The 21,108-nt window shown below is 70.2% G+C and carries 20 protein-coding genes and 1 pseudogene; 19 read left to right on the top strand and 2 right to left on the bottom strand.

Annotated elements, in window-relative coordinates; all coding sequences use genetic code 11:
- The first annotated feature begins 47 nt into the window (after positions 1-47).
- From ACWGDB_RS21560 to ACWGDB_RS21545, 4 genes are read left to right on the top strand one after another with little or no spacing between them, the layout of a single operon-like run.
- Entirely contained in the window at positions 48-1,313 is a 1,266-nt protein-coding gene (locus ACWGDB_RS21560; RefSeq protein WP_453823868.1) for a lysine N(6)-hydroxylase/L-ornithine N(5)-oxygenase family protein, read from the top strand.
- A gap of 47 nt (positions 1,314-1,360) precedes the next feature.
- A complete protein-coding gene (locus tag ACWGDB_RS21555; RefSeq protein ID WP_453823867.1) occupies positions 1,361-2,308 on the top strand; it encodes a fatty acid desaturase family protein in 948 nt (315 codons plus the stop codon).
- 29 nt (positions 2,309-2,337) lie between these two features.
- On the top strand, positions 2,338-3,552 hold the full coding sequence (locus ACWGDB_RS21550; RefSeq protein ID WP_453823866.1) for an MFS transporter: 1,215 nt from the start codon (positions 2,338-2,340) through the stop codon (positions 3,550-3,552).
- A complete protein-coding gene (locus ACWGDB_RS21545; protein WP_453823865.1) occupies positions 3,539-4,492 on the top strand; it encodes a GNAT family N-acetyltransferase in 954 nt (317 codons plus the stop codon). The genes ACWGDB_RS21550 and ACWGDB_RS21545 overlap by 14 nt, the downstream gene beginning before the upstream one ends.
- Positions 4,493-4,563: 71 nt before the next feature.
- Here ACWGDB_RS21545 and ACWGDB_RS21540 read toward each other — a convergent pair whose 3' ends face one another.
- Complete coding sequence (locus ACWGDB_RS21540; RefSeq protein WP_453823864.1) at positions 4,564-5,262, bottom strand: 2-phosphosulfolactate phosphatase; 699 nt, start codon at positions 5,260-5,262, stop codon at positions 4,564-4,566.
- Positions 5,263-5,487: 225 nt separating this feature from the next.
- Between ACWGDB_RS21540 and ACWGDB_RS21535 the strand changes: the two genes are divergently transcribed.
- The 3 genes from ACWGDB_RS21535 (at position 5,488) to ACWGDB_RS21525 (ending at position 8,588) form a co-directional block, all read left to right on the top strand.
- Complete coding sequence (locus tag ACWGDB_RS21535) at positions 5,488-6,720, top strand: sensor histidine kinase (protein ID WP_453823863.1); 1,233 nt, start codon at positions 5,488-5,490, stop codon at positions 6,718-6,720.
- A gap of 48 nt (positions 6,721-6,768) precedes the next feature.
- Positions 6,769-7,545, top strand: a complete 777-nt coding sequence (locus tag ACWGDB_RS21530; RefSeq protein ID WP_453823862.1) for a DUF4097 family beta strand repeat-containing protein — start codon at positions 6,769-6,771, stop codon at positions 7,543-7,545.
- Between the two features lie 356 nt (positions 7,546-7,901).
- Complete coding sequence (locus tag ACWGDB_RS21525) at positions 7,902-8,588, top strand: ArsR/SmtB family transcription factor (protein ID WP_453823861.1); 687 nt, start codon at positions 7,902-7,904, stop codon at positions 8,586-8,588.
- A gap of 128 nt (positions 8,589-8,716) precedes the next feature.
- Here the strand turns inward: ACWGDB_RS21525 and ACWGDB_RS21520 are convergent, their stop codons facing one another.
- Entirely contained in the window at positions 8,717-9,373 is a 657-nt protein-coding gene (locus tag ACWGDB_RS21520; RefSeq protein ID WP_453823860.1) for a response regulator, read from the bottom strand.
- Between the two features lie 48 nt (positions 9,374-9,421).
- Between ACWGDB_RS21520 and lanKC the strand changes: the two genes are divergently transcribed.
- The 12 genes and pseudogenes from lanKC to ACWGDB_RS21460 form a co-directional block, all read left to right on the top strand.
- Positions 9,422-12,130, top strand: a complete 2,709-nt coding sequence (gene lanKC / locus ACWGDB_RS21515; RefSeq protein WP_453823859.1) for a class III lanthionine synthetase LanKC — start codon at positions 9,422-9,424, stop codon at positions 12,128-12,130.
- A 62-nt stretch (positions 12,131-12,192) separates the two neighbouring features.
- Positions 12,193-12,282: a class III lanthipeptide gene (locus ACWGDB_RS21510; protein WP_360295057.1), complete on the top strand. Its 90-nt coding sequence runs from the start codon at positions 12,193-12,195 to the stop codon at positions 12,280-12,282.
- Between the two features lie 66 nt (positions 12,283-12,348).
- On the top strand, positions 12,349-12,438 hold the full coding sequence (locus tag ACWGDB_RS21505) for a class III lanthipeptide (RefSeq protein WP_360295057.1): 90 nt from the start codon (positions 12,349-12,351) through the stop codon (positions 12,436-12,438).
- Positions 12,439-12,502: 64 nt separating this feature from the next.
- Positions 12,503-12,592: a class III lanthipeptide gene (locus ACWGDB_RS21500; protein WP_453823858.1), complete on the top strand. Its 90-nt coding sequence runs from the start codon at positions 12,503-12,505 to the stop codon at positions 12,590-12,592.
- A gap of 66 nt (positions 12,593-12,658) precedes the next feature.
- A complete protein-coding gene (locus tag ACWGDB_RS21495) occupies positions 12,659-12,748 on the top strand; it encodes a class III lanthipeptide (protein ID WP_453823858.1) in 90 nt (29 codons plus the stop codon).
- Positions 12,749-12,810: 62 nt separating this feature from the next.
- Positions 12,811-12,900, top strand: a complete 90-nt coding sequence (locus ACWGDB_RS21490) for a class III lanthipeptide (protein ID WP_453823857.1) — start codon at positions 12,811-12,813, stop codon at positions 12,898-12,900.
- 162 nt (positions 12,901-13,062) lie between these two features.
- Positions 13,063-14,967, top strand: coding sequence for an FtsX-like permease family protein (locus ACWGDB_RS21485; protein WP_453823856.1), 1,905 nt, complete (start codon positions 13,063-13,065; stop codon positions 14,965-14,967).
- On the top strand, positions 14,964-16,226 hold the full coding sequence (locus tag ACWGDB_RS21480) for an MFS transporter (RefSeq protein WP_453823855.1): 1,263 nt from the start codon (positions 14,964-14,966) through the stop codon (positions 16,224-16,226). Before ACWGDB_RS21485 ends, ACWGDB_RS21480 begins: the two co-directional genes overlap by 4 nt.
- Positions 16,219-18,315, top strand: a complete 2,097-nt coding sequence (locus ACWGDB_RS21475; RefSeq protein ID WP_453823854.1) for a prolyl oligopeptidase family serine peptidase — start codon at positions 16,219-16,221, stop codon at positions 18,313-18,315. The genes ACWGDB_RS21480 and ACWGDB_RS21475 overlap by 8 nt, the downstream gene beginning before the upstream one ends.
- Positions 18,312-19,103 carry an ABC transporter ATP-binding protein gene (locus ACWGDB_RS21470; protein ID WP_453823853.1) on the top strand — a complete coding sequence of 264 codons (792 nt, stop codon included), beginning with the start codon at positions 18,312-18,314 and terminating at the stop codon, positions 19,101-19,103. Before ACWGDB_RS21475 ends, ACWGDB_RS21470 begins: the two co-directional genes overlap by 4 nt.
- A gap of 187 nt (positions 19,104-19,290) precedes the next feature.
- Positions 19,291-20,676 (top strand): Tat pathway signal sequence domain protein, encoded by a 1,386-nt coding sequence (locus ACWGDB_RS21465; protein ID WP_453823933.1) that lies wholly within the window; start codon positions 19,291-19,293, stop codon positions 20,674-20,676.
- A gap of 20 nt (positions 20,677-20,696) precedes the next feature.
- A pseudogene (locus tag ACWGDB_RS21460) lies at positions 20,697-20,924 on the top strand (glycosyltransferase family 2 protein); the annotation flags it as partial.
- Between the last annotated feature and the right edge of the window lie 184 nt (positions 20,925-21,108).

The following is a 21,108-nucleotide window of genomic DNA, read 5'->3' as shown; positions in this document are numbered from 1 at the left end:
CCGCGGGCGCGACCGCTGCGCCCCGACCCATGAACGAAAGATGTGGCATGCCTGACTTCGACCTGATCGGCATCGGCACAGGGCCGGCGAATCTGAGCCTCGCGGCCCTGTCCGACCCCCTGCCCGAGCTCCGCACCCGGTTCCTGGACGCCAAACCGGAGTTCCGGTGGCACCCCGGACTCATGCTCCCCGACTCCCAGTTGACGGTGACGTACTTCAGGGACCTCGTCACGCTCGTCGACCCACGAAGCAAGTTCTCCTTCCTGAACTTCCTCGTCGAGTCGGGCCGGGCGTTCAGGTTCCTGGAGGCGAACGGTCTGAGCTGCTCCCGGCGCGAGTTCGAGCAGTACTACCAGTGGGCGGCCGCGCAGCTTCCGTCCCTCCGATGGGGCAAGCGCGTCGAGTCCGTGTCCCTGACCGACGACGGCTTCCGGGTCACCTCCGCGGGCGGTGCCACCAGCACGGCCCGCAATCTCGTCCTCGGATCAGGGTCCGAGCCCCGCCTGCCCGCCTTCGCGAAGCCCTTCGAGGGCGAGCGGGTGGTGCACAGCGGCAACCTGACCGTGACCCGCCCCGAGTGGAAGGGGCGCCGGGTTCTCGTCGTCGGGGCGGGGCAGAGCGGAGCCGAGGTCGTCAACCACATCCTGTCCGACGAGAACCGCCTTCCCTCGTCCCTGACCTGGACCTCCAGCCGCATCGGCTTCCAGCCGCTGGACGACTCGCCCTTCACCAACGAGTGGTTCTCGTCGAACTTCGCCGGCTACTTCAACGGGCTTCCCGCCGCGCGCCGCGCGGAGATCATCCGCGAGCAGCACGACGCCGGCGGCGACGGCATCACCGACGAGCTGCTGGGCTCCGTCTACCGGCGGCTCTACCACCTCGACCACGTCCTGCGGTCCGGGCTGCGCCACCGGCTCCTGGCGTGCCGACGGGCGGTGGACCTGGAGCAGAACGGATCCGAGATCGTCGTCGACCTGCACGACGTGAACCGCGGGGACGTCGAACGGCTCCCGGTGGACCTGGTGATCTTCTGCACCGGATACCACAGCCCGATTCCCGAGTACCTCAAGCCGATCCAGGACCAGTTGTCGATCGAGGACGGCAGGTTCGGCGTGCGGCCGGACTACTCCCTCGAGTTCGACGGCCCGCAGGACCTCGGCATCTACGTCCAGGGCTTCGCGGAGAGCACCCACGGCATCAACGACACGCTGCTCAGCCTCGCGTCCTGGCGCAGCGCTCGCATCGTCAACTCCGTGCTCGGACGCGAGGCGTACCGCGTCGCCGACGGGGCGACCACGGTGGTCTGGCAGTAGCGCGTCACATCCGAGCGGTTCTTCGGACCGCGCTCAAGGGGGAGATCATGAGTACCGACAACGCCGTGGCGAAGGCGCTGTTCGAACGGACGAGAGTCACGCGCAATGACGAACTCGTGTTCGTGGCGAAGCTGGCCGTGGCCCTGCTGCTCAGCTGTCTCGGCGGGTTCCTCGCCCTGACCTCCGGCCTGCTCGGCGCATCCGCCGGCGTTCTCCTGCTCGCCGCGACGTACACGCACATGGTGGAGCTGCAGCATCAGTGCCTGCACCACTCGGCCTTCCGCAGCAGCTCGCCGCACCGGCCCGTGGGATTCCTGCTCGGACTCCCGCTGCTCTCGGCGTACAGCCACTACCGGGTTCAGCACCTTCAGCACCACAAGTACCTGGGCACGCCCGACGACTCCGAGTTCTTCGGCTTCGACACGCGCGCGCCGCTGACCTGGGGGGCTCTGCTGCGAGGCACGCTCAGCCCCGCGCGGCTCCTCCAGGTCGTGGTGGACGTCCTCAAGAGCTGCCGTGGCAACTGGACGTACACGATGGGACAGATCGCCGACCGTGCCCGCCGGCAGGTCATCACCGAGTACCGCCTGTTCGCGCTGTACATCATCGGGGCCGTGGGACTGTCCGTCGGGGGGTACGGCCACGCCGTGCTGATGCTGTGGGTCCTGCCGCTCCTGCTGTCGATACCGATCCACTTCCTCCTGGAGCTGCCCGAGCACGTCCTGTGCGAGACGGACAGCACGGACGTGCTGCGCAACACCCGCACAATCAGCGGCAGTTGGTTCAGCCAGTGGTTCACCAACGGCAACAACTTCCACGTCGAGCACCACGCGTCGATGGTGGTCCCGATCAACCGCCTTCACGAACGTCATCCGGTGGCCAAGGAACACGCCGTGCACACGGACGACAGCTACGTGACCTTCTATACGAAGATCATGAGAGAGGCCAACCGCCACCGCAGGCAGCGCCGCGCGCTGGACACCGCCGTCAAGTAGGTTCGGTCGGCCCTTCCGGGAGAACTCACATGCACCAAGGGCTGTCCGCGGACACGCGCGTGCTGCGCGTGCTCGTCACCTCCTCTATGCTCTCGAAGGTCGCGGACTGGCAGATGGGCATCGTCATTCCGCTGGCGGTGCTCGCGGAGTCGGACTCCGTCGCCCTGGCGCTGGTCTCGTTCGCGCTGCGCGGTGTCTCCTACGTCGCCTCGCCCTTCCTGGGTGCGCTGATCGACCGCTTCGACAAGCGGACGATCTACGTACTGGCCCAGCTGCAGCAGGCCATGTGTCTCGTCCTGCTGGCGGCGCTGCTGTCCAGCCGGCTGTCGGTGGCCGCGCTGGTGCTGCTCTCGGGCTTCGGCGGGGTCGCGAGCACCATCACCGGCCAGTTCGTGCTCATCCCGAAGTTGATCAGTGCGCCCGCCCGTCCCGTGGCCGTGGCCAAGCTGAACTCGGCGATCGAGCTGTCGAAAGTTGTCGGGCTGGTCCTGGGCGGTACGGCCTTCGAGTTCCTCGGCCCTGCGCCGGCCTCGGTGTGCATCGCGGTCCTGTACCTGCTGGCGGGCTGCGTCGCGCTGCTGCTTCCCCGGGTGGCATCCAGCCGCGAGAAGATGGACATCCGCCGGGACCTCGCGATCGGATTCCGCTGGGTCGGCCGCCGCGAGATCCTCTGGCTCGTGGTGACCATGTCGATGACGAACCTTGCCATCGGCCAGCTGGAGCCCGTCCTGATCACCGAGTTCGGGGACCAGGACATGAACAGCACCGTCATTTCGGCGGTGTTGGCGGTGGGTCTGCTCATGGGCGCCCTCGCAAGCCGCCTGGCACCGGCCATCGCCCCCACCTGGAGCCCCGAACGGACCATTCTGGCGGCTCAGTTGATCGCGTTCGCCGGCCTGGTCCTCGTGGCCACGCCACTGCTGCCGGTGCGGCTCGCCGGCTTCATGCTGGAGAGCTTCGCTGTCGCCGTGAGCAACGTGGCCTCGATCACCTACCGGCAGGAGACGATCCCGGCCGATGTCGCGGGCCGGGCCAACGCGACGATCCGCATGTTCATCACGGGGGCCTCCCCCCTCTCCGGATTTCTCTTCGCGTGGGCGAGCCGTTTCGACGGCTTCCTGTACTGGCTTCCCGCACTGGGCCTGTGGGGCGCCGCGATCCTGATCTGGGCCGTCTACACCCGCAGCAGCGAACCGGCCGCCCAGGAGGCGGACCTGGAAGGAGCCTCCCGTGGAGATCGCTGAGCTGGATCACGTCGTCGTCGCCACGGTGAACCGCGACGAGGCCGAGGAGCACGCCTGGAAGGACAGCGAGGTGCCGGTCGACATCGTCAGGCTCGCCGAGTCCGACGGTCTCGACGAGGCGACCCTGACCGCTCTGGGGTTCGTGGCACGTCCGCGCTGGATCAACTGGTGCGCTCCCCTGCGGGACTCCGCGACGGAGTTCGAGGCCGCACTCTCCGGTACCGAGCGGCGCAACATCCGCCTGGGCCGCCGCTTCGTCCAGGACGAAGGGCTGCATGTCAGCGTCCGGGTCGGACTGACTCCGCAGCTCGTGGACGAGTTCCTCGTGCTGTACGACCGCCAGATCGAGGCGATGCCGCGCGGGAAGAACTTCGCCCGCCGCTGGCGCGACCGTCTCCTCGCGGCGGGTCACGAGCACGTCAGCGTCTGCGTGTACGAAGGCGCCCGAATGATCGTCGGCTCGCTGTGGTGGCTCCGCCCCGGGCAGTCCCTGCTGCAGATGCGCTTCTCCGCGGCCTCCGCCGACGCGCGCCTGAGCCGGGTGATGCGGGTCGCCTACATGGAGGCGTTCCACTTCGCCCGCGACAGCGGGTTGGCCTTCGCGTCCCTCGGCAACGACCCGTCGCTCTTCGGGCACGTCGTGCAGCCGGGACTGTTCACGTTCAAGAGCCGCTTCGGCTTCGCCCCCGTCCCCTCCCAGGTACTCGACCCCAAGCTGGCGGGCGAACACGCCGACCGGTTTCTCACGTTGCGCTCACTCTCCGACCCCGCGCTCGTGGTGACGTGGGGACGGCACCGGGGCACGACACTGTCCTGGCCGGAGTCCGCGCAGGCCCCCGGCCACGACCTCCTCATCCTGTCGGCCGCACCCGACGAGGCGCTGACGGGCCGCTTCCGCACGGACGGTTTCCGGGAGGCCCGGTCCGTGACGGTGGTGTAGCCGGGTGGTCCACGCGCGGTCGCCGCCGTGTCCGGTCGCATTCGAGGAGCGACACCGGCATGCGGAGCAGGTCAGCGGTGACTGGACGGGACGTCGGACATCGCAACCGGCCGGAGCACCGTCAGGGACTCTTCCTGGCGAGCCATCATCGCAAAGGAGAACCTGTCGATTTCCAGGCAGAGATCGACATCGTCCGGGTGGCACCCGCTGCGCAGCCCGGCGGCGAGATCTGCCGCGGCGCGAGAAGTCCTGGCGCGGTGGAGATACGGGGCCGCCTCGACATCGTCGCCGGCCATGCGTCGACCGATGTATTCGGCGCAGGCCCGGTCCTCGTCGGCCTGGCCGCCCTCGCCGGTGACGACGAACGTCACCGGACCGGAATCCTTGGTCTGCAGGTACCGCGCGGTCGGGCCGGCCACCACGAAGCTGGCGCACAGGACCAGCGGCGCGTTCGCGACGGCCAGAGCGCCCACGGTGCCTGCCGTCGTCTTCTGCACCAGCGTGCGCCCGGCGAAATCGCGTGACCTGAGCAAGCCGGGTGAGTTCACCGCGTCGAAGCCCGCTGCGGGGGCTCCGTCCTTCAACGCCAGCCAGCCCGGGCGGCTCTCCTTCAAGGCAAGTGCCTCACTCTCCGTCGACGCCAGGACGATCCTCTCGACGCCACGCGAGAAGGCCCAGGCAGCCACGGTGAAGGCGCGCATGACGTCGACGACGACAGCGACACGGGGAACTTCGGTCAACTCTGGGATGCCAACGAAGTGATGGTCCATCGCACCATTCTGAGGCCCTGGATCATCCGAAGAGCAGGGTCAGTACGGTCATCGGCCCGGCCCGAAGTCATACGGGTACTAGCCTTTCGCCATGTGACGCATCAGAGGCGGGCGGGGAGACAAGGGCGCGGCCGGCTACGAGGGTTACGCGGGCTGCGTGGACTGCGCGGGCTACGAGGCCTTCTGTGCACGCTCCTTGTAGGGGCGACGTCCGTGATCGCCGTCATGACGACCGCGTCGGTAGGGCCGCTCATCAGCGGGTCCGGCGCTGTGGTGCTCACCGCCGCTCTCGTGCTGACGGTGTGGAGTCCCCAGGACCCGAGGCTCCTGCTGCTTGCCCTGCCGGGGGCCGCGGCCGTTTCGCTGGTCGTCACCTTCGTCTACGAGGGGCCGGCCCGGTCGGCCGCGGCGAACTGGTGGACCGCCGAGACGATCGCGCTGATGATGCTGGTGGTCGTCGGGGTACGCCGCGCGGGCACCTGGACGGCGACCGGCCTCGCGGTGCTGCTGGCGACGACGATCACGTTGTCGCCGCTGCGCATCACCATGAACGTGGTTCCGCCCTCCAGCCGCGGCGAGACTCTTCAGCTCTGTCTGATCTGGGCGATCCTCGCCATGGTCGCGATGGGCGTCGGTGCCTACTTGCGGAACCTGGACGCGCGCAGCCGCGCCGTCGCCGTGGCGGAGCGACGGGCCGAACGGCTCAGCCTGGCCCGTGACTTGCACGACTACGCCGCTCATGACGTCACGGCGGTGGTCGTGCTCGTCGAGGCGGCGCAGGTGCTGGCGAAAAAGGACCCGCGGCAGGCGCTGGAACTGCTTCCCGAGATCGGGGCGGCGGGCGCGCAGGCCCTGAAGGCCATGGATCACACCGTTCAACTGCTGGCCGAGGCACCGGCAGGAGACGGGCAAGGCGGACGGCAGCACGTCGTGGAGGCCGCCGGACGCCGTGAACTCGCCGCCGCCGGCGATGCGGAAGCGAGGCCCGCGAACCCGCCGTCGCACAGTGGCTCGCGTCGTGACCTCAGCGAACTCGCGTCCCTGGTCGAGCGGTTCAGCCGGACCGGCTCACCCGAGGCGGTCCTGGTCATGGCCGAGGGAAGTGCGGACGACATCCCGGCGGAGGTCAGCGCGATGGGGTACCGGGTGATCGTGGAGGCGCTCACCAACGTACGCCGGCATGCCGCGAACGCGTCGCGTGTGGAGGTCCTCCTCCGACGCGAAGAGGCCGAGGGCACCACGCTGTTACGGGTCCGGATCACCGATGACGCACGGCATCCCGAAGCCGAGCCCGGTCTGGTCGCCCGTGCGCCGGGGGCTGGAGGCACCGGCATCAGCAGCCTCTCGGAGCGGGTCGCGGCGCTGGGCGGGAGCCTTACGGCGGGGCCTTGCGAGGGAGGTGGGTGGCGCGTTGCCGCAGTGCTGCCACTGGCCTCTTCGTGCCGGCCGTCCCGGTGACGCAATCTGCCGAATGGCTGATACCGATGGATGCCCCCGCCTGACAGCATGATCCGTATGTCTGAACGAACGGGGGGACGGATCGTTTTGGCGTTGGTCGTGATGTGCGCCGCGCTGGCCTACCTGGGCACCGGTGCCATGGACGATCTCGACGCCTCCCCTCGTGACGATCGGCGCCGGTTCGACTTCACCGGGCGGCGGCTCTCCGTCGTCGTGGGCGGTGCCGGCGAACTGCGGCTGGAGCGCGGGCGCGGGGACGGGCTCGTCGTGGCGCGCGAGCTCGCCGGAGCCGCCGCCAAAAATGCGAACTGGGCGCTGGACGGAACCACACTCCGCCTCTCCGCCGAGTGCCCGGGCATCGTCATCAACTGCCGCGGCACGTACGTGGTGAGGGTCCCTGGCGGTGTCGACGTGTCCGTGACGTCGCGGGGCAGTGTCGCGGTCGTCGGCTTGCGTTGCGCGCTGCGCATCTCCACCGGGACGGGTGACGTGAGAGTGGAGCGGACGTCCGGAATGCTTCGGCTGCGGTCGGGCAGCGGGCGAATTCAGCTCGAGGACGTCGAGTCCGCGTACGTCGATGCCCGTACTCGCCGAGCACCGCTGGCGCTCGCGTTCGCGCGCCCCCCGGTGCGGGTGACGGCGATTTCAGATGCCGGTGATGTCGATGTGACTCTGCCGAGCGCGCCGGCCGAATACCGCGTGGACGGCAGGGCGGGAAATGCGTCGGGCGTACACGTCGACTTCGTGGACGTTCCGGCGGCCGCCCGCAGCATAGTCGCCCGCACCGACAAGGGAGTCGTCAGAATTCGGAAAGCGGAGAGATGAAGAGAGTCTGACGACCGGGAATCGTGTCGCGATACCAAGTCGCCCTCTGCATCGGTCGTCGTACGGTCGCTACTCACTTGAATGGGAGTCACAGCTTCATGTACCGCATCATCCTGTCCGCCGATGACCTGGCACGTATCAGAATCAGCGATGGGGACGTTCCTCTGCTCGAAACCGTCTTCGCCCTCGAGGCGCTCCAGGAGACGGGTGATGATGGATTCGGTGAATGGCGTCGGCGGATACGCAGACACCTCATGAGTTCCGCCGCGAGGTCGGATCGCATCGGCCGCTTGTTACGTCTCGGGGGCGACTGTTCAGGGCTGCTCGAACTCTGTACGGGCGCGCAGCATCCACAGGTGACATCCGCCGTCCAGGACTTCTCCGCACTGGCTGTGGCACCCCATTGGGAGCGGATCCGCGCCCACCTGGACGGTGCACGGGAGTCCCTTCGGCACATCATGGGACGCGACGGGGTCGGGGCGCTGCTCGGCAGCCTGGGGGCCGGCATCCGTTGGGAGCCCCCCGTGCTGGAGCTCGACGGTGTGCGCTCGGGCGAGCTGAAGCCAGGCGGGCGGGGCCTGGTCCTGGCGCCGTCGCTGTTCCTGCACCGGCCTGCCCACGTGGTGCGACTCGACCGGGGCGATCCGCAGGGCGCGCCCCTGCTGACGTTCCCCAACCGGCCGCGCCCCGAGGACCTTCCCGGTGTGCTGGCCGACTCGGACGCCGTGCGAGGCGAGCGGCGTGAGGATGCAGACAGCCTTGCGGCGCTGGTGGGCAAGACGCGCGCGGCGGCGCTGCGTGCGGTGCGGGAAGGCTCCGGCAACGCCGAACTCGCCGAACGGCTCGGAGTGACCACCGCGGCGGTCAGCCAGCACACGACGGTTCTGCGAGCGGCCGGGCTGATCTCGACGCGGCGCAGGGGCAGCCACGCCGTCCACACCGTCACGCACCTCGGACGGCTGCTGCTGCGGGGCAACGGCACCGAGTTGCGGCAGGTACTGCCGGTTGCGCGTATCACCGCGAGGCAGCCGACCACCGTGTGACGGGCATCGGCTGTCCTTCGCGTGTCATGGCTCCCTGATCGTCCCGGCATGCTGCACATGGTGCCGCGAGGCGGGGCTCGGCGGTATCGGCCGTTCGGCAGACCGATGCGCCGTCGGGGAAGCCGGCGTCACGTCCGCGCCATCAGGCCCGAGCCCCAGACCCAGGCGGCGATGCCCACGCGGTTGCGGACCCCCAACTTCTTCTGGAGCCGGGCCAGATGCGTCTTGACCGTTCCCGCGGAGATGAAGAGCTCGGCACCGATGTCGGAGTTGGTCAGCCCCTCCGCGACGAGGCGGGCCACCTCCTGTTCGCGTGACGTCAGCGGTTCGCTGGGCCGCCGGACCGTCCGGCGTTCGTGCCGGAAGCGGCTGAGCAGCCGCGTGGTGATCTCGGGGCTGATCATGGAGTCGCCGGCTGCGGCCGCGCGCACGGCCTCGACGAGCACGGCGGAACGTGAGCGCTTGAGGAGGAACCCGCAAGCCCCCTCGCGCAGCGCGGTGTGCACGTACTCGTCGAGGTCGAACGTGGTGACCACGACCACGCGCACGGACGGCATGGACCGGGCGATCTCGCGCGTCAGCTCCAGTCCGTCCATCTCCGGCATGCGGATGTCCGCCAGCAGCACGTCGGGCTCCAGGGAGCGGGTCGCCACGAGCGCCGCGACTCCGTTGTCCGCTTCACCGACGACCTGCAAGTCGTCCTCGGCTTCGAGAATGCGGCGGAATCCCATACGTATGCTGGCTTGATCGTCGGCAAGAACAATCCGCGTCGTCATACCGCTCATGGTGCCATGGCCGGCGGAACGTTCGCGGCTGGGTGATTCCGGTCATTCATGCGTCGGTTTCGGTCAGCCTGTGCGGAGCTGTGTGACCTCCCGAGGAGCCTTCCCTTAGAGATGGACGCTCGAAATCCCGGCTGGAAGCGGATGTCGGGAGTCCGATTAAGCCTCACCTTTCCGGGTTGCCGACCGGAATGCAGGGAGGAAAGGATCGGAACATGTCGAGGAGCGGGAGGGCGTATGGACCCCGGATATGAGGCGTTTACCATCGCCGATTCCACCTGGTACGAACCGTTGGATCGCTGCGAGGACTCCTCGACTCGCTTCTCGCTGAGCGTAGGGGAAATTCCTGACGATTGGCGGCGCATACACCAGGGTGTTTGGGAATTCCTGACGCCCGTCGGTGCGACGGACATGCCGGAGCAGGGCTGGAAGATACATGTCAGTGCTACGCCGGACAGTGCCGAGGAGACGATCGAAGCGGCCTGGAAGGTGTGCCGACGGCTCGCCGTGCCCTGGAAGTTCCTGCGGAGCAGACGCATCGTCACGGCGATGAACACCAAGTACGCGGGCCGGGCCACGAGCGGCAAGACCGTGACCGTGTACCCGCGTACGGAGGGCGAACTGCGTGCCGCCCTCACCGAACTCGAGGGCGCGCTGCACGGGCGCCCCGGACCCTACGTCCTGTCCGACCACCGCTGGAACGAGGGCCCGGTCTCCGTCCGGTACGGGGCCTTCAAGCTGATGTGGTGCGAGTTGCCGGACGGCACCCGCGTGCCCGCGTTCCGCGATTCCCAGGGGCAGTTGACTCCGGATCACCGCCGCCCGGCGTTCACCGTGCCCGAGTGGGTCGACACGCCGGAGTTCCTCGCCGACCAGATGTCGGCCGGCGCCATGGCCGAGGGCGACGGCACGTTGGGCGGCTACCGGGTACGCAAGGCGTTGCACTTCTCCAACGGCGGCGGCGTCTATCTGGCGGATGACGCACAGGGCCGGCCGGTGGTCCTCAAGGAGGCCCGTCCCCACGCGGGGCTCGACGCGCTCGGCGCCGACGCGGTGCATCGGCTGCGCACCGAGGAGGCGATCCTCCGACGGCTGGCGCACCTGCCCTTCGTACCGCGCGTGTACGGCTCCTTCACCGCCTGGGAGCACCAGTACCTGGTGATGGAGTACGTGGAGGGGGAGACCGTCAACGCCTGGCTGGGGCGGGAGTATCCGCTCACGCGGTACCGGCCGACGGAGGCTGCCCGCGCCGAGTTCGCCGCTCTCGCGGTCCGGAGGATGGAGCAGGTCGAGGAGTGCGTACTGGGGCTGCACCACGACGGCGTGGCCTTCGGTGATCTGCACCACCGCAACATCCTGGTCCGTCCCGAAGGCGGCATCGCCCTCGTCGACTTCGAACTCGCCATGCCGCTGGACGCCGTACGGACGGCCGCGCTCGGAGCTCCCGGCTTCACGGATCCGACGATCACCGACCCACGGGACGCGGATCTGTTCGCGCTGGGATGCTGCCAACTCGCCTCGCTGGTGCCCCTCACGGTACTGACGCTGCGCAACCCGGCGGCGGTGGCTTCGCTGCTGGAACTGGCGGTCACGTCATTTCCGGCGCTGCCGCCCGAGTTCGTGCGGCGCATGACCGAGCGGCTCGCGCTGTCGCCCGCGCTGCGGCCTCACCTGGGCGATGCGTACACCCCGGTCCCGGCCGCCGTACTGCCCGCACCGTCCGTCGACGAACTGCTGCGCGGCATCGCCCGCGCCGCGGACGGCCGCCGCGCGGACCGGCTGTTCCCCGGGGATGTCGCCGGTCACCGGCCGGGAGCCGCACTTGGCCTCGCGTACGGCACTCCCGGAGTGCTGCTTGCTCAGCTGGCGGCCGGGAGCGTCCCGTCGGACGAGCACGTGGACTGGCTCGTGCGTACGGCGCGACGGGCTCCCGTCGATGCGCCGACAGGACTCTACGGCGGACTCGCGGGGGCTGCATGGCTGCTGCACACCATGGGGCACGGTGAAACGGCGAACCTCGTCGACCGGCTGCTGGCAGGCCCGCTGCCGCTCTCACCCGGCCTGTTCGGCGGACTCACCGGCATCGCTCACCTCTTCCTGGACGTCGGACTCAAGGACGAGGCCCTCGACGTCGCGGCCCGCGTCCGCGAGCGGATCGGGGAGCAAGGGGCCCTGGACCGACCGGGGTTGATGAACGGCTGGTCGGGCCCCTCGATCCTCTTCTCGCGGTGCGCCGCGTCGACCGGGGACCTGGAGTGGGCCCAAGCCGCCGAAGAGGCCGTGCGCCGCGATCTGCGGCACGCCCGCGAACTCGACGGCATGCTCCAGATGCACAGCTCCGACCGGTTGCTGCCGTACCTCGCCGAGGGGTCGGGGGGCGTGGCACTGGCCGCACTGGCCCTGCCCGAAGCGCAGGCCGCGAACATCGACGCCACCGACGTAGTGGAGGGCACGCTGCGCGCCGGAGCAGTGCAAGTCGTCGTACAGGGAGGGCTGTTCAACGGACGCTCCGGACTCGCATACGTGCTCTCCCATGCCCTCGTGCGCCTACCTGACTGGCGGGAGGAGCTCGACACCCATCTCCGAGCCCTGGCCCTGCACCTCGCACCGTTCGAGGACGCCCAGGTGCTGCACGGAGATCAGCTGGTCCGTCTTTCGACGGACCTGGCCACCGGCTCCGCCGGCGCGATCGTCGCGCTGAAGGCGGCACAGACCCCCGGCAGCTGTCTGCTCCCCGGTGCTCACCCGACTCACGGGTGAGCACCCGGCCGGACGACCGCGCCGGTGCCCGGACCGACGAGTTGAGAAAGGAGGTGTTTCGCATGCTGAACGTTCTCGCCCTTCAGGAGCTCGACGAGGAGACCGTCGTCGACGCCCCGATCAGCACCATCAGCCTGGGCGGCTGCCACTGAGCCGTCGCTCGGTCTGCCGCGCGGCAACCGGCCCGCCTGGACCCATTGCGGAAGGAGGTGTTTCGCATGCTGAACGTTCTCGCCCTTCAGGAGCTCGACGAGGAGACCGTCGTCGACGCCCCGATCAGCACCATCAGCCTCGGTGGCTGCCACTGAGGCAGACGTTCGACCGCCGTCGAACGTCGGACGGCCCGGCGAGTTGAGAAGGGAGGTGTTTCGCATGCTGAACGTTCTGGCTCTCCAGGAGCTGGACGAGGAGACCGTCGTCGACGCTCCCGTGAGTTCCGTCAGCGTGGTCGCCTGCCACTGAGGTGAACAGCCGGCGCTGGCCGGGACTTTTCACCCCTCGACTCAGCACAGAAGGAGGTGACTTCCCATGCTGAATGTTCTCGCCTTGCAGGAGCTGGACGAGGAGACCGTCGTCGACGCTCCCGTGAGCTCCGTCAGCGTCGTCGCCTGCCACTGAGGCACGGCACCGACGTCGTAGGAAGTGATCGCTTGCTTCGAGGGAACGAGGAGGTGTTTCGCATGCTGCACGTGCTGGCTCTGCAGGAGCTGGACGAAGAGATCGTCGTCGACGCTCCCGTGAGCTCCGTCAGCATCGTCGTGTGCCACTGACACACGGCAGTCACCGGATCCACTCGTTCCGAGAAGCGAGTTCGGGGAGGCCACAATGAGGGTGGCCTCCCCGGGCTCCTCCCAGTTTATGCTCCCCGCGGAGGACAGAGAACCGTGCCTGCGGCGTCTCGCACCCCACAGCCCCTTGCCGGAACCACGAGCATGCGCCGCCTGTTCGTCTCCGAAGTGCGGGCCTACCCCGGCAGAGTCGCCGGTGCGGCCCTGGCCTGCGCGACGACGGCGGCCGGGGTGGGCGCGTGCGCGCTGCTGTTCATCGGCGCCGGCCTGCCGGACTTCCCGGAGAACTCGGTGGCGGCCGACACCGCCCTGGACGCGCGGAACGTTCTCTCGCTCCTGCTGTCCATGCTGCTGATGTCCGCGGTCATCGTGATCGGCTCGACCGTCTCGCTGTGGACGGGGCAACGCCTGGCCCAGTTCGCCGTGTTGCGCGCCCTCGGGGTCACCGCCGGCGGACTGCGCCGCTCCGTAGCTGTCGACGTGGTGAGCCTCGCCCTTCTCGCAGCCGCGGTGGGTGCCGCCGTGGGCATGGTGCCGCTGGCCCACCTCGGCAGGGACCTGCTGGTGGAGCGGGAGCTGTTTCCCGCGTCGGCTCCCCTCCCACCGGCCGACCAGATCTGGTGGACGGCGGTCGTCGTCTGTCTCACCACGGCCGGAGTGGGGCTGCTGGCGGCCATGGCCGGCGTACTGGCCGCGGGCCGGGTCAGCCCGGGGATCCTGCTCAAGGACGCGGAGCTGTCGGTGGCCTCCTCTCGCAGTACTGCGCGGCTGGTGACGGGCATTGCGATGGCCCTGACCCTCTGCGTCCCGCTGCTGTTCGTCATGGCGTTCATGGACCTGCCCGCGACGGTGCGGGGCGCCATGGCTCCCGGCCTGGCGCTGATGGTGATCCCCACCCTCGCCGTACTCGCTCCGTGGATCGTGCCCTCGCTCGTCGTTCCTGCCTGCTGGGCCATGCGGATCCTGGACCCGCGCGTGGGACGAATCGCCGCCGCCGGGCTGCGGGCCACCCCGGCGCGTACGACGGCGATGGCGGTACCGGTCCTGCTGGCGGTCGGCGTCGCCGTGTCCCTGCTGGGAGCGGGCGCCACCATCGGCCGGACGGTGGAGCGGCAGACCCAGGAGGGACTGCGCGCCGCCGGTGTCGTCACCGCAGAACCGGGCCACCGCCTCCCCGCGACGGCACGGCCGTTCCCCGGGGGAGCGGCCACGCCCTTGGTGGCGTCGGAGGTCACCGCCCCTGCGACCTCCTTCGACGACCAGCCCGCGGCCACCAGTGCGTGGGGCGTGGACGGCCGCGCGCTGGCCGGGGTCGTGGATCTCGACGTGCGTGAAGGGAGCTTGGGGGATCTTGGCGAGGGCTCCTTCGCGGCCGGAGCCATACAGGCCGAAGGGCACCACTGGCGGGTCGGCGACAAGGCGCGGCTCACCCTGGCCGACGGGTCGCACCGGACGCTGACCCTGGTCGCCGTCTATGAACGCGACCTCGCCTTCCCGGAGTTCGTGATCCCGCGCTCCACCGCCCTCGACCACACTCCGGCTCCGTACGCCGACCGCATCCTGCTCACCGGCGAGTTCCGGTCCTGGCCGAGGGAGCCGGGCCAGAAGGTCGCCTCACGGGCCGGGTACCTGGCCGATCTCAGCCCCCGCAACCCCGCCGACGACCTGGCCTCCCGTCTGATCGTGGCCGTGGTCGCGGGCTACGCGCTGCTGTCCGCCGCTAACACCTCCTCGCTCGCCCAGCGAGACCGCCGCGCGCAGCGCTCCCAGCTGCGGGCGATGGGGCTCGGCAGGTTCCAGCTGCTGCGCTGTGTCCTGTACGAGGCGGCCGGCGCCACCGTGGTCGGCGTGGTCCTGGCCGCCGTCACGGCTGTGACCTGCCTTGTTCCGCTGTCCATCGTCCTCGGCGCCGGAGCGTTGCCGGGCTTCGACGTGCCGTGGACCGTCGGAGTGCTGGTCGCCGCGGCTCTCGCGGTCGGCGTGCCGTCGGCCATGACCGCTCACCCCATGTCCAACGTGCAGGAGCAGTTCGCGAGGAGAGCGGCATGACCGAGCCGGGTGGGCACAGGAATGCGCGAAGGCGGCTCGGCAGGCTGTTCTGGTTCCTGTACTTCGGTGAGTCGGCGTCCGCCGTGGGTACGGCCGCCTCGGTCATCGCGCTGCCCGTCGTCTCCTTCCACAACAGCGCGGACGTACGGCTCGCCGGATTCATCAGCACCGCGCTGTCGCTCGGAATCGTGCTGGCCAGGCTGCCCGCCGGCGTCCTCGCGGACCGGTACGAACGCCGGAGCCTGCTGCTCGCCTGCAACGGTGCCGGTGCCCTCGTCCTGGGAACGCTCGCCGCGCTGGAATCCGTCGGCGAAGCAGGATGGGGGGTTCTCCTCGGCGCCGCCTTCCTGCTGGGCGCGGTGGGGAGCACACTCGCACCCGCCGAGAACGTCGCCGTACGGAACTTCGTCCCCGCCGAACTGCTGCCCAGGGCCCTGGCCTTGATCCAGAGCCGGGCGGCCGTCGCCATGATCGCCGGTCCGCTGGCGGGCGGCGTGCTGCTCAAGGTCGACGCCGCCTGGGTGTTCGCGGCCGACGCCGGCACCTACCTGGTGGCGGCCTGTTTCGCCGCGCTGCTGCCCGCGGGGGCGGGTCCCAGAAGTGCTGAGCAACCACCTCTGAAGGCGGTGGCGGAAGGGCTTCGCTTCCTGTGGCGTTCGCCGTTCCTGCGCTACGGCGCACTCAACGCGACAGTGCTCAACCTGGTGTTCAACGGCCTGCTGATCGTCATCATCGCCTCGGCCGAAGGCTCCGGCGCGGGCAGCCTCGGCATCGGCGTGCAGACCGCCGCCCTGGGAGCCGGAGCACTGGCCGGCTCCGTCGTCGCGGCTCCGGTGGCACGGCGTCTCCCGGCGGGACCCGGCATCGCCTGTGCCACCGGCGTCGTGGCCGCCGCGCTGCTGGGGTTCGCGACGGTCCACAGCACATGGGGCGCAGCGCTGCTGCTGGCCGCCGCCACCGCGGCGGGCCCCGTGATCACGGTGATCATCACCTCGACCCAGATGCGCATCACTCCGCCCCGTCTGCAAGGGCGTGTGCACAGCGGCAGCGGGTTCCTCTCCCAGGCTGTCGCGCCTTTCGGGCCGGCGCTGGCCGGTGCCGGATCGCATCAGTTCGGCCTGACGCCGACGGTCGCGGGCGCCGCCGTGGTGGTGCTGCTGCTGGCGGTCGGCGGTGGCTTCATCGCGACGCGGCACGCGGCGACGAGCGATGCGCCCGGGGAGTTCGAGGAAGAGCCCATGGAGGTGAAACATGGCTGACACCGCACCGGCGGCCGACCGTGCCGTGCCCGAGCCGGCCGTCGACGGTCCTCGCGATCCGTTTCGTTGGCTGGAGGACGGCGATTCCCCGCGGACACGTTCCTGGCTGGCGCTCCAACGGACCCTGCTGGAGCGCCACTCCCGCCGGGAGCAGGACGCCGAGGCGATCTGGCGGCACGTCCTCACCGACATCGAAACGTCCGCGACGGGCCGTCCCCTCACGCCGCCGGTGGAGGCCGGAGGGATGCTCTTCAGGCATGAACTCACCGAGAACGGCGGGGAGTCACTGACATGCTCCGAGTCCGGTGACAGCGGCCCCGGTCGCGAGCTGTTCGGCACGAGCGGGAACTCTGCCGTCAGCCGCCTGGCGGGCTGGCAGCCCGATCCGACGGGGCGCGTGGTCGTGGCGCAGCTGCACCGTGACGGACACGAGAACGGCGGCCTGCACCTCATACCGGTCGGCCCGGCCGGGGAACCGGGAGAGCTCTCCGACGCGTCGCCGCACCCGGCCATCGCCTTCCTCGACGGGCTGTTGCTGTACAGCTCGGGCACGCGCACCGAACACACGCTGCACGCCCACGGTCTCGGCGACGGCAGCACGCGAACCGTCGAACTCCCCGTCGCCGGCCCCGTACGGCTGTCGCTGCACGGGGGCGCAGGGGGCCATCTGCTGCTGAGGACCCGGTCCTCGGGCTCCTCGACAGCCCGCTGGTGGTGCACGCGCTGGAGCGGGACGGGCACCCCCGACTGGCAGCCCCTGCCCCTCGACGACCTGCGCGTCACGGCCGTCGCGCTCGGCACCGACGAGGCCTACGTCGCCGCACACGACGGCGACCTGTTCGTACTGGACCTGTCCCGCGTCGCGAACGCGGCCGTGACCGAGCCCGCCCGACTCGCGTCCGACTCCGATCCGGAACCCGCATCGGCCGGTGGCATCCGGGCGTTGCGCGTGCTGGGTGCCCGTACGGATCCCCACCTCGCCGTGCTGAGGCAGTCCGGGACCGTGCGCCGCCTCGACATCCGGCGTGCGGTCGAGGCGGCCGGCTCTCCCCTGGGCACCGATACCGGCGAGGCACCGGCCCACAGCTTCACCTGGCCCGCCCGCCTGCGTCTCGGCCCGACGTCCTACGACAGGGACGCACACCCCGGTGACTCCCTCTGGCTCCTCGCCGACGACCCTCACCACGGTGCGCTGAGCAGGCGTGTCACCTCCAGGGCGCCCATCGAACCGCCGTCCCCGCGATCCGCTCTGCGCACGCTGACGGCCGCCTCCCGGGACGGAACCACCGTCCCCATCACGATCTGCGACCCGCCCACCGGCACCCGGCACGAACCGGCACCCACTCTGGTCACGGTCTACGGCGGCTTCGGCGTCCCTCTCGAACCCTCCTGGGACCCGATCTTCGCCGCCTGGCTCGTCGCCGGCGGACGTATCGCCTGGGTCCACGCCCGAGGCGGCGGCGAGTTCGGGAACGACTGGGCGGCCGCAGGACGCGGTCCGGGGAAGTCCGACACCGTCGACGACCTGTGCGCGGCGGCACAAACGCTCCAGGCCGAGGGAGAGACGAGCCACGGCCGACTCGCCGCGCTCGCGGCCAGCAACGGCGGCCTCGTCCTGTCCGCGGCCCTGGTGCGTGCGCCCCACCTCTTCTCGGCCGTCGCCTGCGCCGCCCCGCTCACCGACATGGCGCGCTACCACGTGGGCGGACTCGGACCGCTGTGGAGTGCGGAGTACGGGGATCCGGCCGACCCCGACGCGCTGCGAGCACTCCTGACGTACTCCCCGTACCACCATGTCCGCGACGGTGACGCCCTCCCCGCCGCGCTCTTCATCACCGGAGGCAACGACGCCCGGGTGCGACCGTGGCATGCCTGGAAACTCTGCGCCGCGCTGCAGGAAGCCACCTCCGGTGAGTCGCCCCTCCTCCTCGACCATCAGGAGAACACCGGCCACTACGGACGAGCGGGCGGCGACGCCCGGTCCCTGAGCGCCCGTGTCCTCGCGCTGCTCGCCGCCCGAACCGGCCTGCGGACACCACCGCTCGGGCCCCCGTCCGTACCCGCGTCACTCACGAGGAGCGTCACATGACCTCGGCCCCCTTCCACCACGGCACGACACAGCAGGCACACGGTTTCCCGGCGGCCTCCGCCGTCGACCTCACCAAGGTGCACGGCAACGGTGCGCGCGGCGTCACCGCGCTCGACCGTGTCACCGTCTCCTTCCACCGCGGCCGGTTCACCGCGATCATGGGGCCCTCCGGATCGGGCAAATCCACCCTGATGCAGTGCCTCGCCGGCCTCGACTCGCCGACCTCCGGGTCCGCGCGGATCGGTGACCTGGAGCTCTCCCGGCTCTCGGACCGGCAGCTGACCCGGTTACGCAGGGACCGGATCGGCTTCATCTTCCAGTCGTTCCACCTGCTGCCCACCCTGACCGTGGCCGAGAACATCACCCTGCCCCTGGGCATTGCCGGACGCCGTGCGGAGCCGCAGTGGCTGGAGCAGGTCACCACGGCCCTGGGCCTCCTGGACCGGCTCCGGCATCGTCCGGGCCGGCTCTCCGGCGGCCAACAGCAGCGGGTGGCCTGTGCCCGCGCCCTGGCAGGCCGTCCCGAGATCATCTTCGCGGACGAACCCACCGGAAATCTGGACACCCGCTCCGGCGCCGAAGTCCTGTCCCTGCTCGGCCAGTTGGTGCGCCGGATGGGTCAGACGATCGTCATGGTCACGCACGACCCCGCCGCCGCGGCGTACGCGGACCGTGTGGTCTTCCTGGCCGACGGCCGCATCGTCGACGAGATCGAGCAGCCGAACGCGGACCAGGTGCTGGAGCGCATGAAGCGTTTCGACCGTCCGGGCGGTGCCGGTCGAATCTGAGCTGCCCCGGCCGGTAATCCCCCGGCTGGCCGGGGCTCTCCATCGTCAACTGCTGGAAAGGTCAAGGACATTGACCCGCCCCGCGCGCGCCAGCAGAATGAGCCCGCATCCTTGAGAGCGCTCTCAGAGGCGAGGGAGACCCATGAACGGCATGAACGGCATGAACCACATGCACGACATGAATCGCATGAACCGCGTGAACGGCATGCAGGGGCCGGCGCTCAGTCGCCGCGCGCTCATGGGTACCGGCCTGGGCCTCGGCGTCGCGGCCCTCGCGGGGACCGGCGCCGGCGCCGCTCACGCCATGCCTTCCGCATCCCCTCGGCGGCGAGGACTCGCCTTCCTCGCCGCCGCCATGGACGCCTACCCCGATCACGGCCCCATCCGTCTCGCCCAGAGCTACAGCGATGAAGCCGGTCTGTTCAGCACCGCCTTCACCTACGACAACGCCCTCGCGATCCTCGCCCTCCTCGCCATCCGCACCGCAGACGGGCGCGGCCGCGCGGTCCTGCTCGGGGACGCGCTGCTGTACGCCCAGCAGCACGACCCGGTGCACGACGACGGTCGGCTTCGGCAGGGGTACAACGTCGGGCCGTACACCTTCTACGACGGCTCACGGCAGCCGGACGGGTTCGTGCGGGCGGACGGGGCCGTCAATGTCGGAACGCAGTTCGGGTTCACGGGTACGGCCGTGGGGGACATGGCCTGGGCCGGGATCGCGCTCAGTGCGCTCGCGCGGCGGACGGGGGAGCGGCGGTTCCTGGGCGGTGCCGTGCGGATCGGGGAGTGGATCGAGCGGAACGGCCGTACCGATGAACCCCTCGGTGGATACAAGTTCGGGGTCAACGGCGCCGACGAGAAGTTGCCCTTCACCTCCACCGAGCACAACACCGACCTCCTCTGCCTCTTCGGCCGGCTCGCCCGGCTCACGGGGGACAGGGGGTGGGCGGCGCGGCGGGCGCGTGCCGAGGCGTTCGTCATGAGGATGTGGGAGCCGGCCGGCGGCTTCTTCTACACCGGAACCAACGACGGGGTGACCGTCAACAAGTCGCCGATCCCCGAGGACACCCAGACCTGGACCCACCTCGCCCTCGACTCCCGCGCCCACGCCCGGTCGCTGGACTGGGCCGCGCGCGAACTGGCCGTCCTCGACCACGCCGCGCGACGCAACAGCACAGTGCCGGCGGGGCAGTCGTACGACGGCGTCACCTTCAGCTCCGCCAGTCTCCTCGCCGACGAGGACGCCCCCATCGCCGACTCCCAGCCCAAGCCCGACCGCAACGCCGTCTGGTTCGAGGGGACCGCCCACCTCGCGCTCGCCCTGCGGGACCGGCACCGGCGCGGTGACGAGGCGCGGGCGCGGCGGCTGCTCGACTCCATCGAGCGGGCCCAGGACCTGCTGGGTGGGTGGCAGACCGTCGGCGGGCGGGCACTTCCGGAGCGGGCGGGGGTCGTGTCGGCCAGCAGCCCGCTCGACACGGGGTTCGGGTTCGGGTACTACCCGTATCGGCACGTGGGGGCCACCGCCTGGTACCTGATGGCGGCCACGTGCTCCAACCCGCTGCGGGTCTGAGCCGGACCTCGCCCCGAGGCAACCGGGTCTGGCTGACCCGCCGCCGACTGCCCCTCGCGCTGATTCCCGTGCATCTCGGGCTGTGGGTGCTCCTCACCCTCGTACGCAACCGATCGTCGCTCGCCGGCCTGCGCGCCTGGTTCGGCGGCTTCCTGGAGGGCGTACGGGAACCGGCCGGTGAGCGGCGGCCCATGCGATGGCACACGGTGTGGCGGTTGTGCCGGCTGGGACGGCCGCCGGTCATCTAGGGCCACGAGCGGGCCGGGCCGGGGAGGGGATGGGGACGCGGGTCCCGGTCGCTCACCTCCGACGACCGGGACCCGCATACGTCCCCGAATCCGGCCGCGGCGGCGACACTCCCCCGAGTTACGCGTCGTACGCGCGCACCGTCGGGCCAGATCCGATGAAGTGATCACATCAGGCCACACCAAC

The sequence above is a fragment of the Streptomyces sp. NPDC055013 genome (genome assembly GCF_053608645.1).
This window is presented reverse-complemented; position numbering and strand designations above follow the sequence as displayed.

Excerpts from the sequence above, each read along its gene's own strand:
- ACWGDB_RS21560 (WP_453823868.1), top strand. The coding sequence starts at position 48 with ATGCCTGACTTCGACCTGATCGGCATCGGCACAGGGCCGGCGAATCTG.
- ACWGDB_RS21555 (WP_453823867.1), top strand. The coding sequence starts at position 1,361 with ATGAGTACCGACAACGCCGTGGCGAAGGCGCTGTTCGAACGGACGAGA.
- ACWGDB_RS21550 (WP_453823866.1), top strand. The coding sequence starts at position 2,338 with ATGCACCAAGGGCTGTCCGCGGACACGCGCGTGCTGCGCGTGCTCGTC.
- ACWGDB_RS21540 (WP_453823864.1), bottom strand. The coding sequence starts at position 5,262 with ATGGACCATCACTTCGTTGGCATCCCAGAGTTGACCGAAGTTCCCCGT.
- ACWGDB_RS21535 (WP_453823863.1), top strand. The coding sequence starts at position 5,488 with ATGACGACCGCGTCGGTAGGGCCGCTCATCAGCGGGTCCGGCGCTGTG.
- ACWGDB_RS21530 (WP_453823862.1), top strand. The coding sequence starts at position 6,769 with ATGATCCGTATGTCTGAACGAACGGGGGGACGGATCGTTTTGGCGTTG.
- ACWGDB_RS21520 (WP_453823860.1), bottom strand. The coding sequence starts at position 9,373 with ATGAGCGGTATGACGACGCGGATTGTTCTTGCCGACGATCAAGCCAGC.
- lanKC (WP_453823859.1), top strand. The coding sequence starts at position 9,422 with ATGCGTCGGTTTCGGTCAGCCTGTGCGGAGCTGTGTGACCTCCCGAGG.
- ACWGDB_RS21510 (WP_360295057.1), top strand. The coding sequence starts at position 12,193 with ATGCTGAACGTTCTCGCCCTTCAGGAGCTCGACGAGGAGACCGTCGTC.
- ACWGDB_RS21505 (WP_360295057.1), top strand. The coding sequence starts at position 12,349 with ATGCTGAACGTTCTCGCCCTTCAGGAGCTCGACGAGGAGACCGTCGTC.
- ACWGDB_RS21500 (WP_453823858.1), top strand. The coding sequence starts at position 12,503 with ATGCTGAACGTTCTGGCTCTCCAGGAGCTGGACGAGGAGACCGTCGTC.
- ACWGDB_RS21495 (WP_453823858.1), top strand. The coding sequence starts at position 12,659 with ATGCTGAATGTTCTCGCCTTGCAGGAGCTGGACGAGGAGACCGTCGTC.
- ACWGDB_RS21490 (WP_453823857.1), top strand. The coding sequence starts at position 12,811 with ATGCTGCACGTGCTGGCTCTGCAGGAGCTGGACGAAGAGATCGTCGTC.
- ACWGDB_RS21485 (WP_453823856.1), top strand. The coding sequence starts at position 13,063 with ATGCGCCGCCTGTTCGTCTCCGAAGTGCGGGCCTACCCCGGCAGAGTC.
- ACWGDB_RS21480 (WP_453823855.1), top strand. The coding sequence starts at position 14,964 with ATGACCGAGCCGGGTGGGCACAGGAATGCGCGAAGGCGGCTCGGCAGG.
- ACWGDB_RS21475 (WP_453823854.1), top strand. The coding sequence starts at position 16,219 with ATGGCTGACACCGCACCGGCGGCCGACCGTGCCGTGCCCGAGCCGGCC.
- ACWGDB_RS21470 (WP_453823853.1), top strand. The coding sequence starts at position 18,312 with ATGACCTCGGCCCCCTTCCACCACGGCACGACACAGCAGGCACACGGT.
- ACWGDB_RS21465 (WP_453823933.1), top strand. The coding sequence starts at position 19,291 with ATGAACCGCGTGAACGGCATGCAGGGGCCGGCGCTCAGTCGCCGCGCG.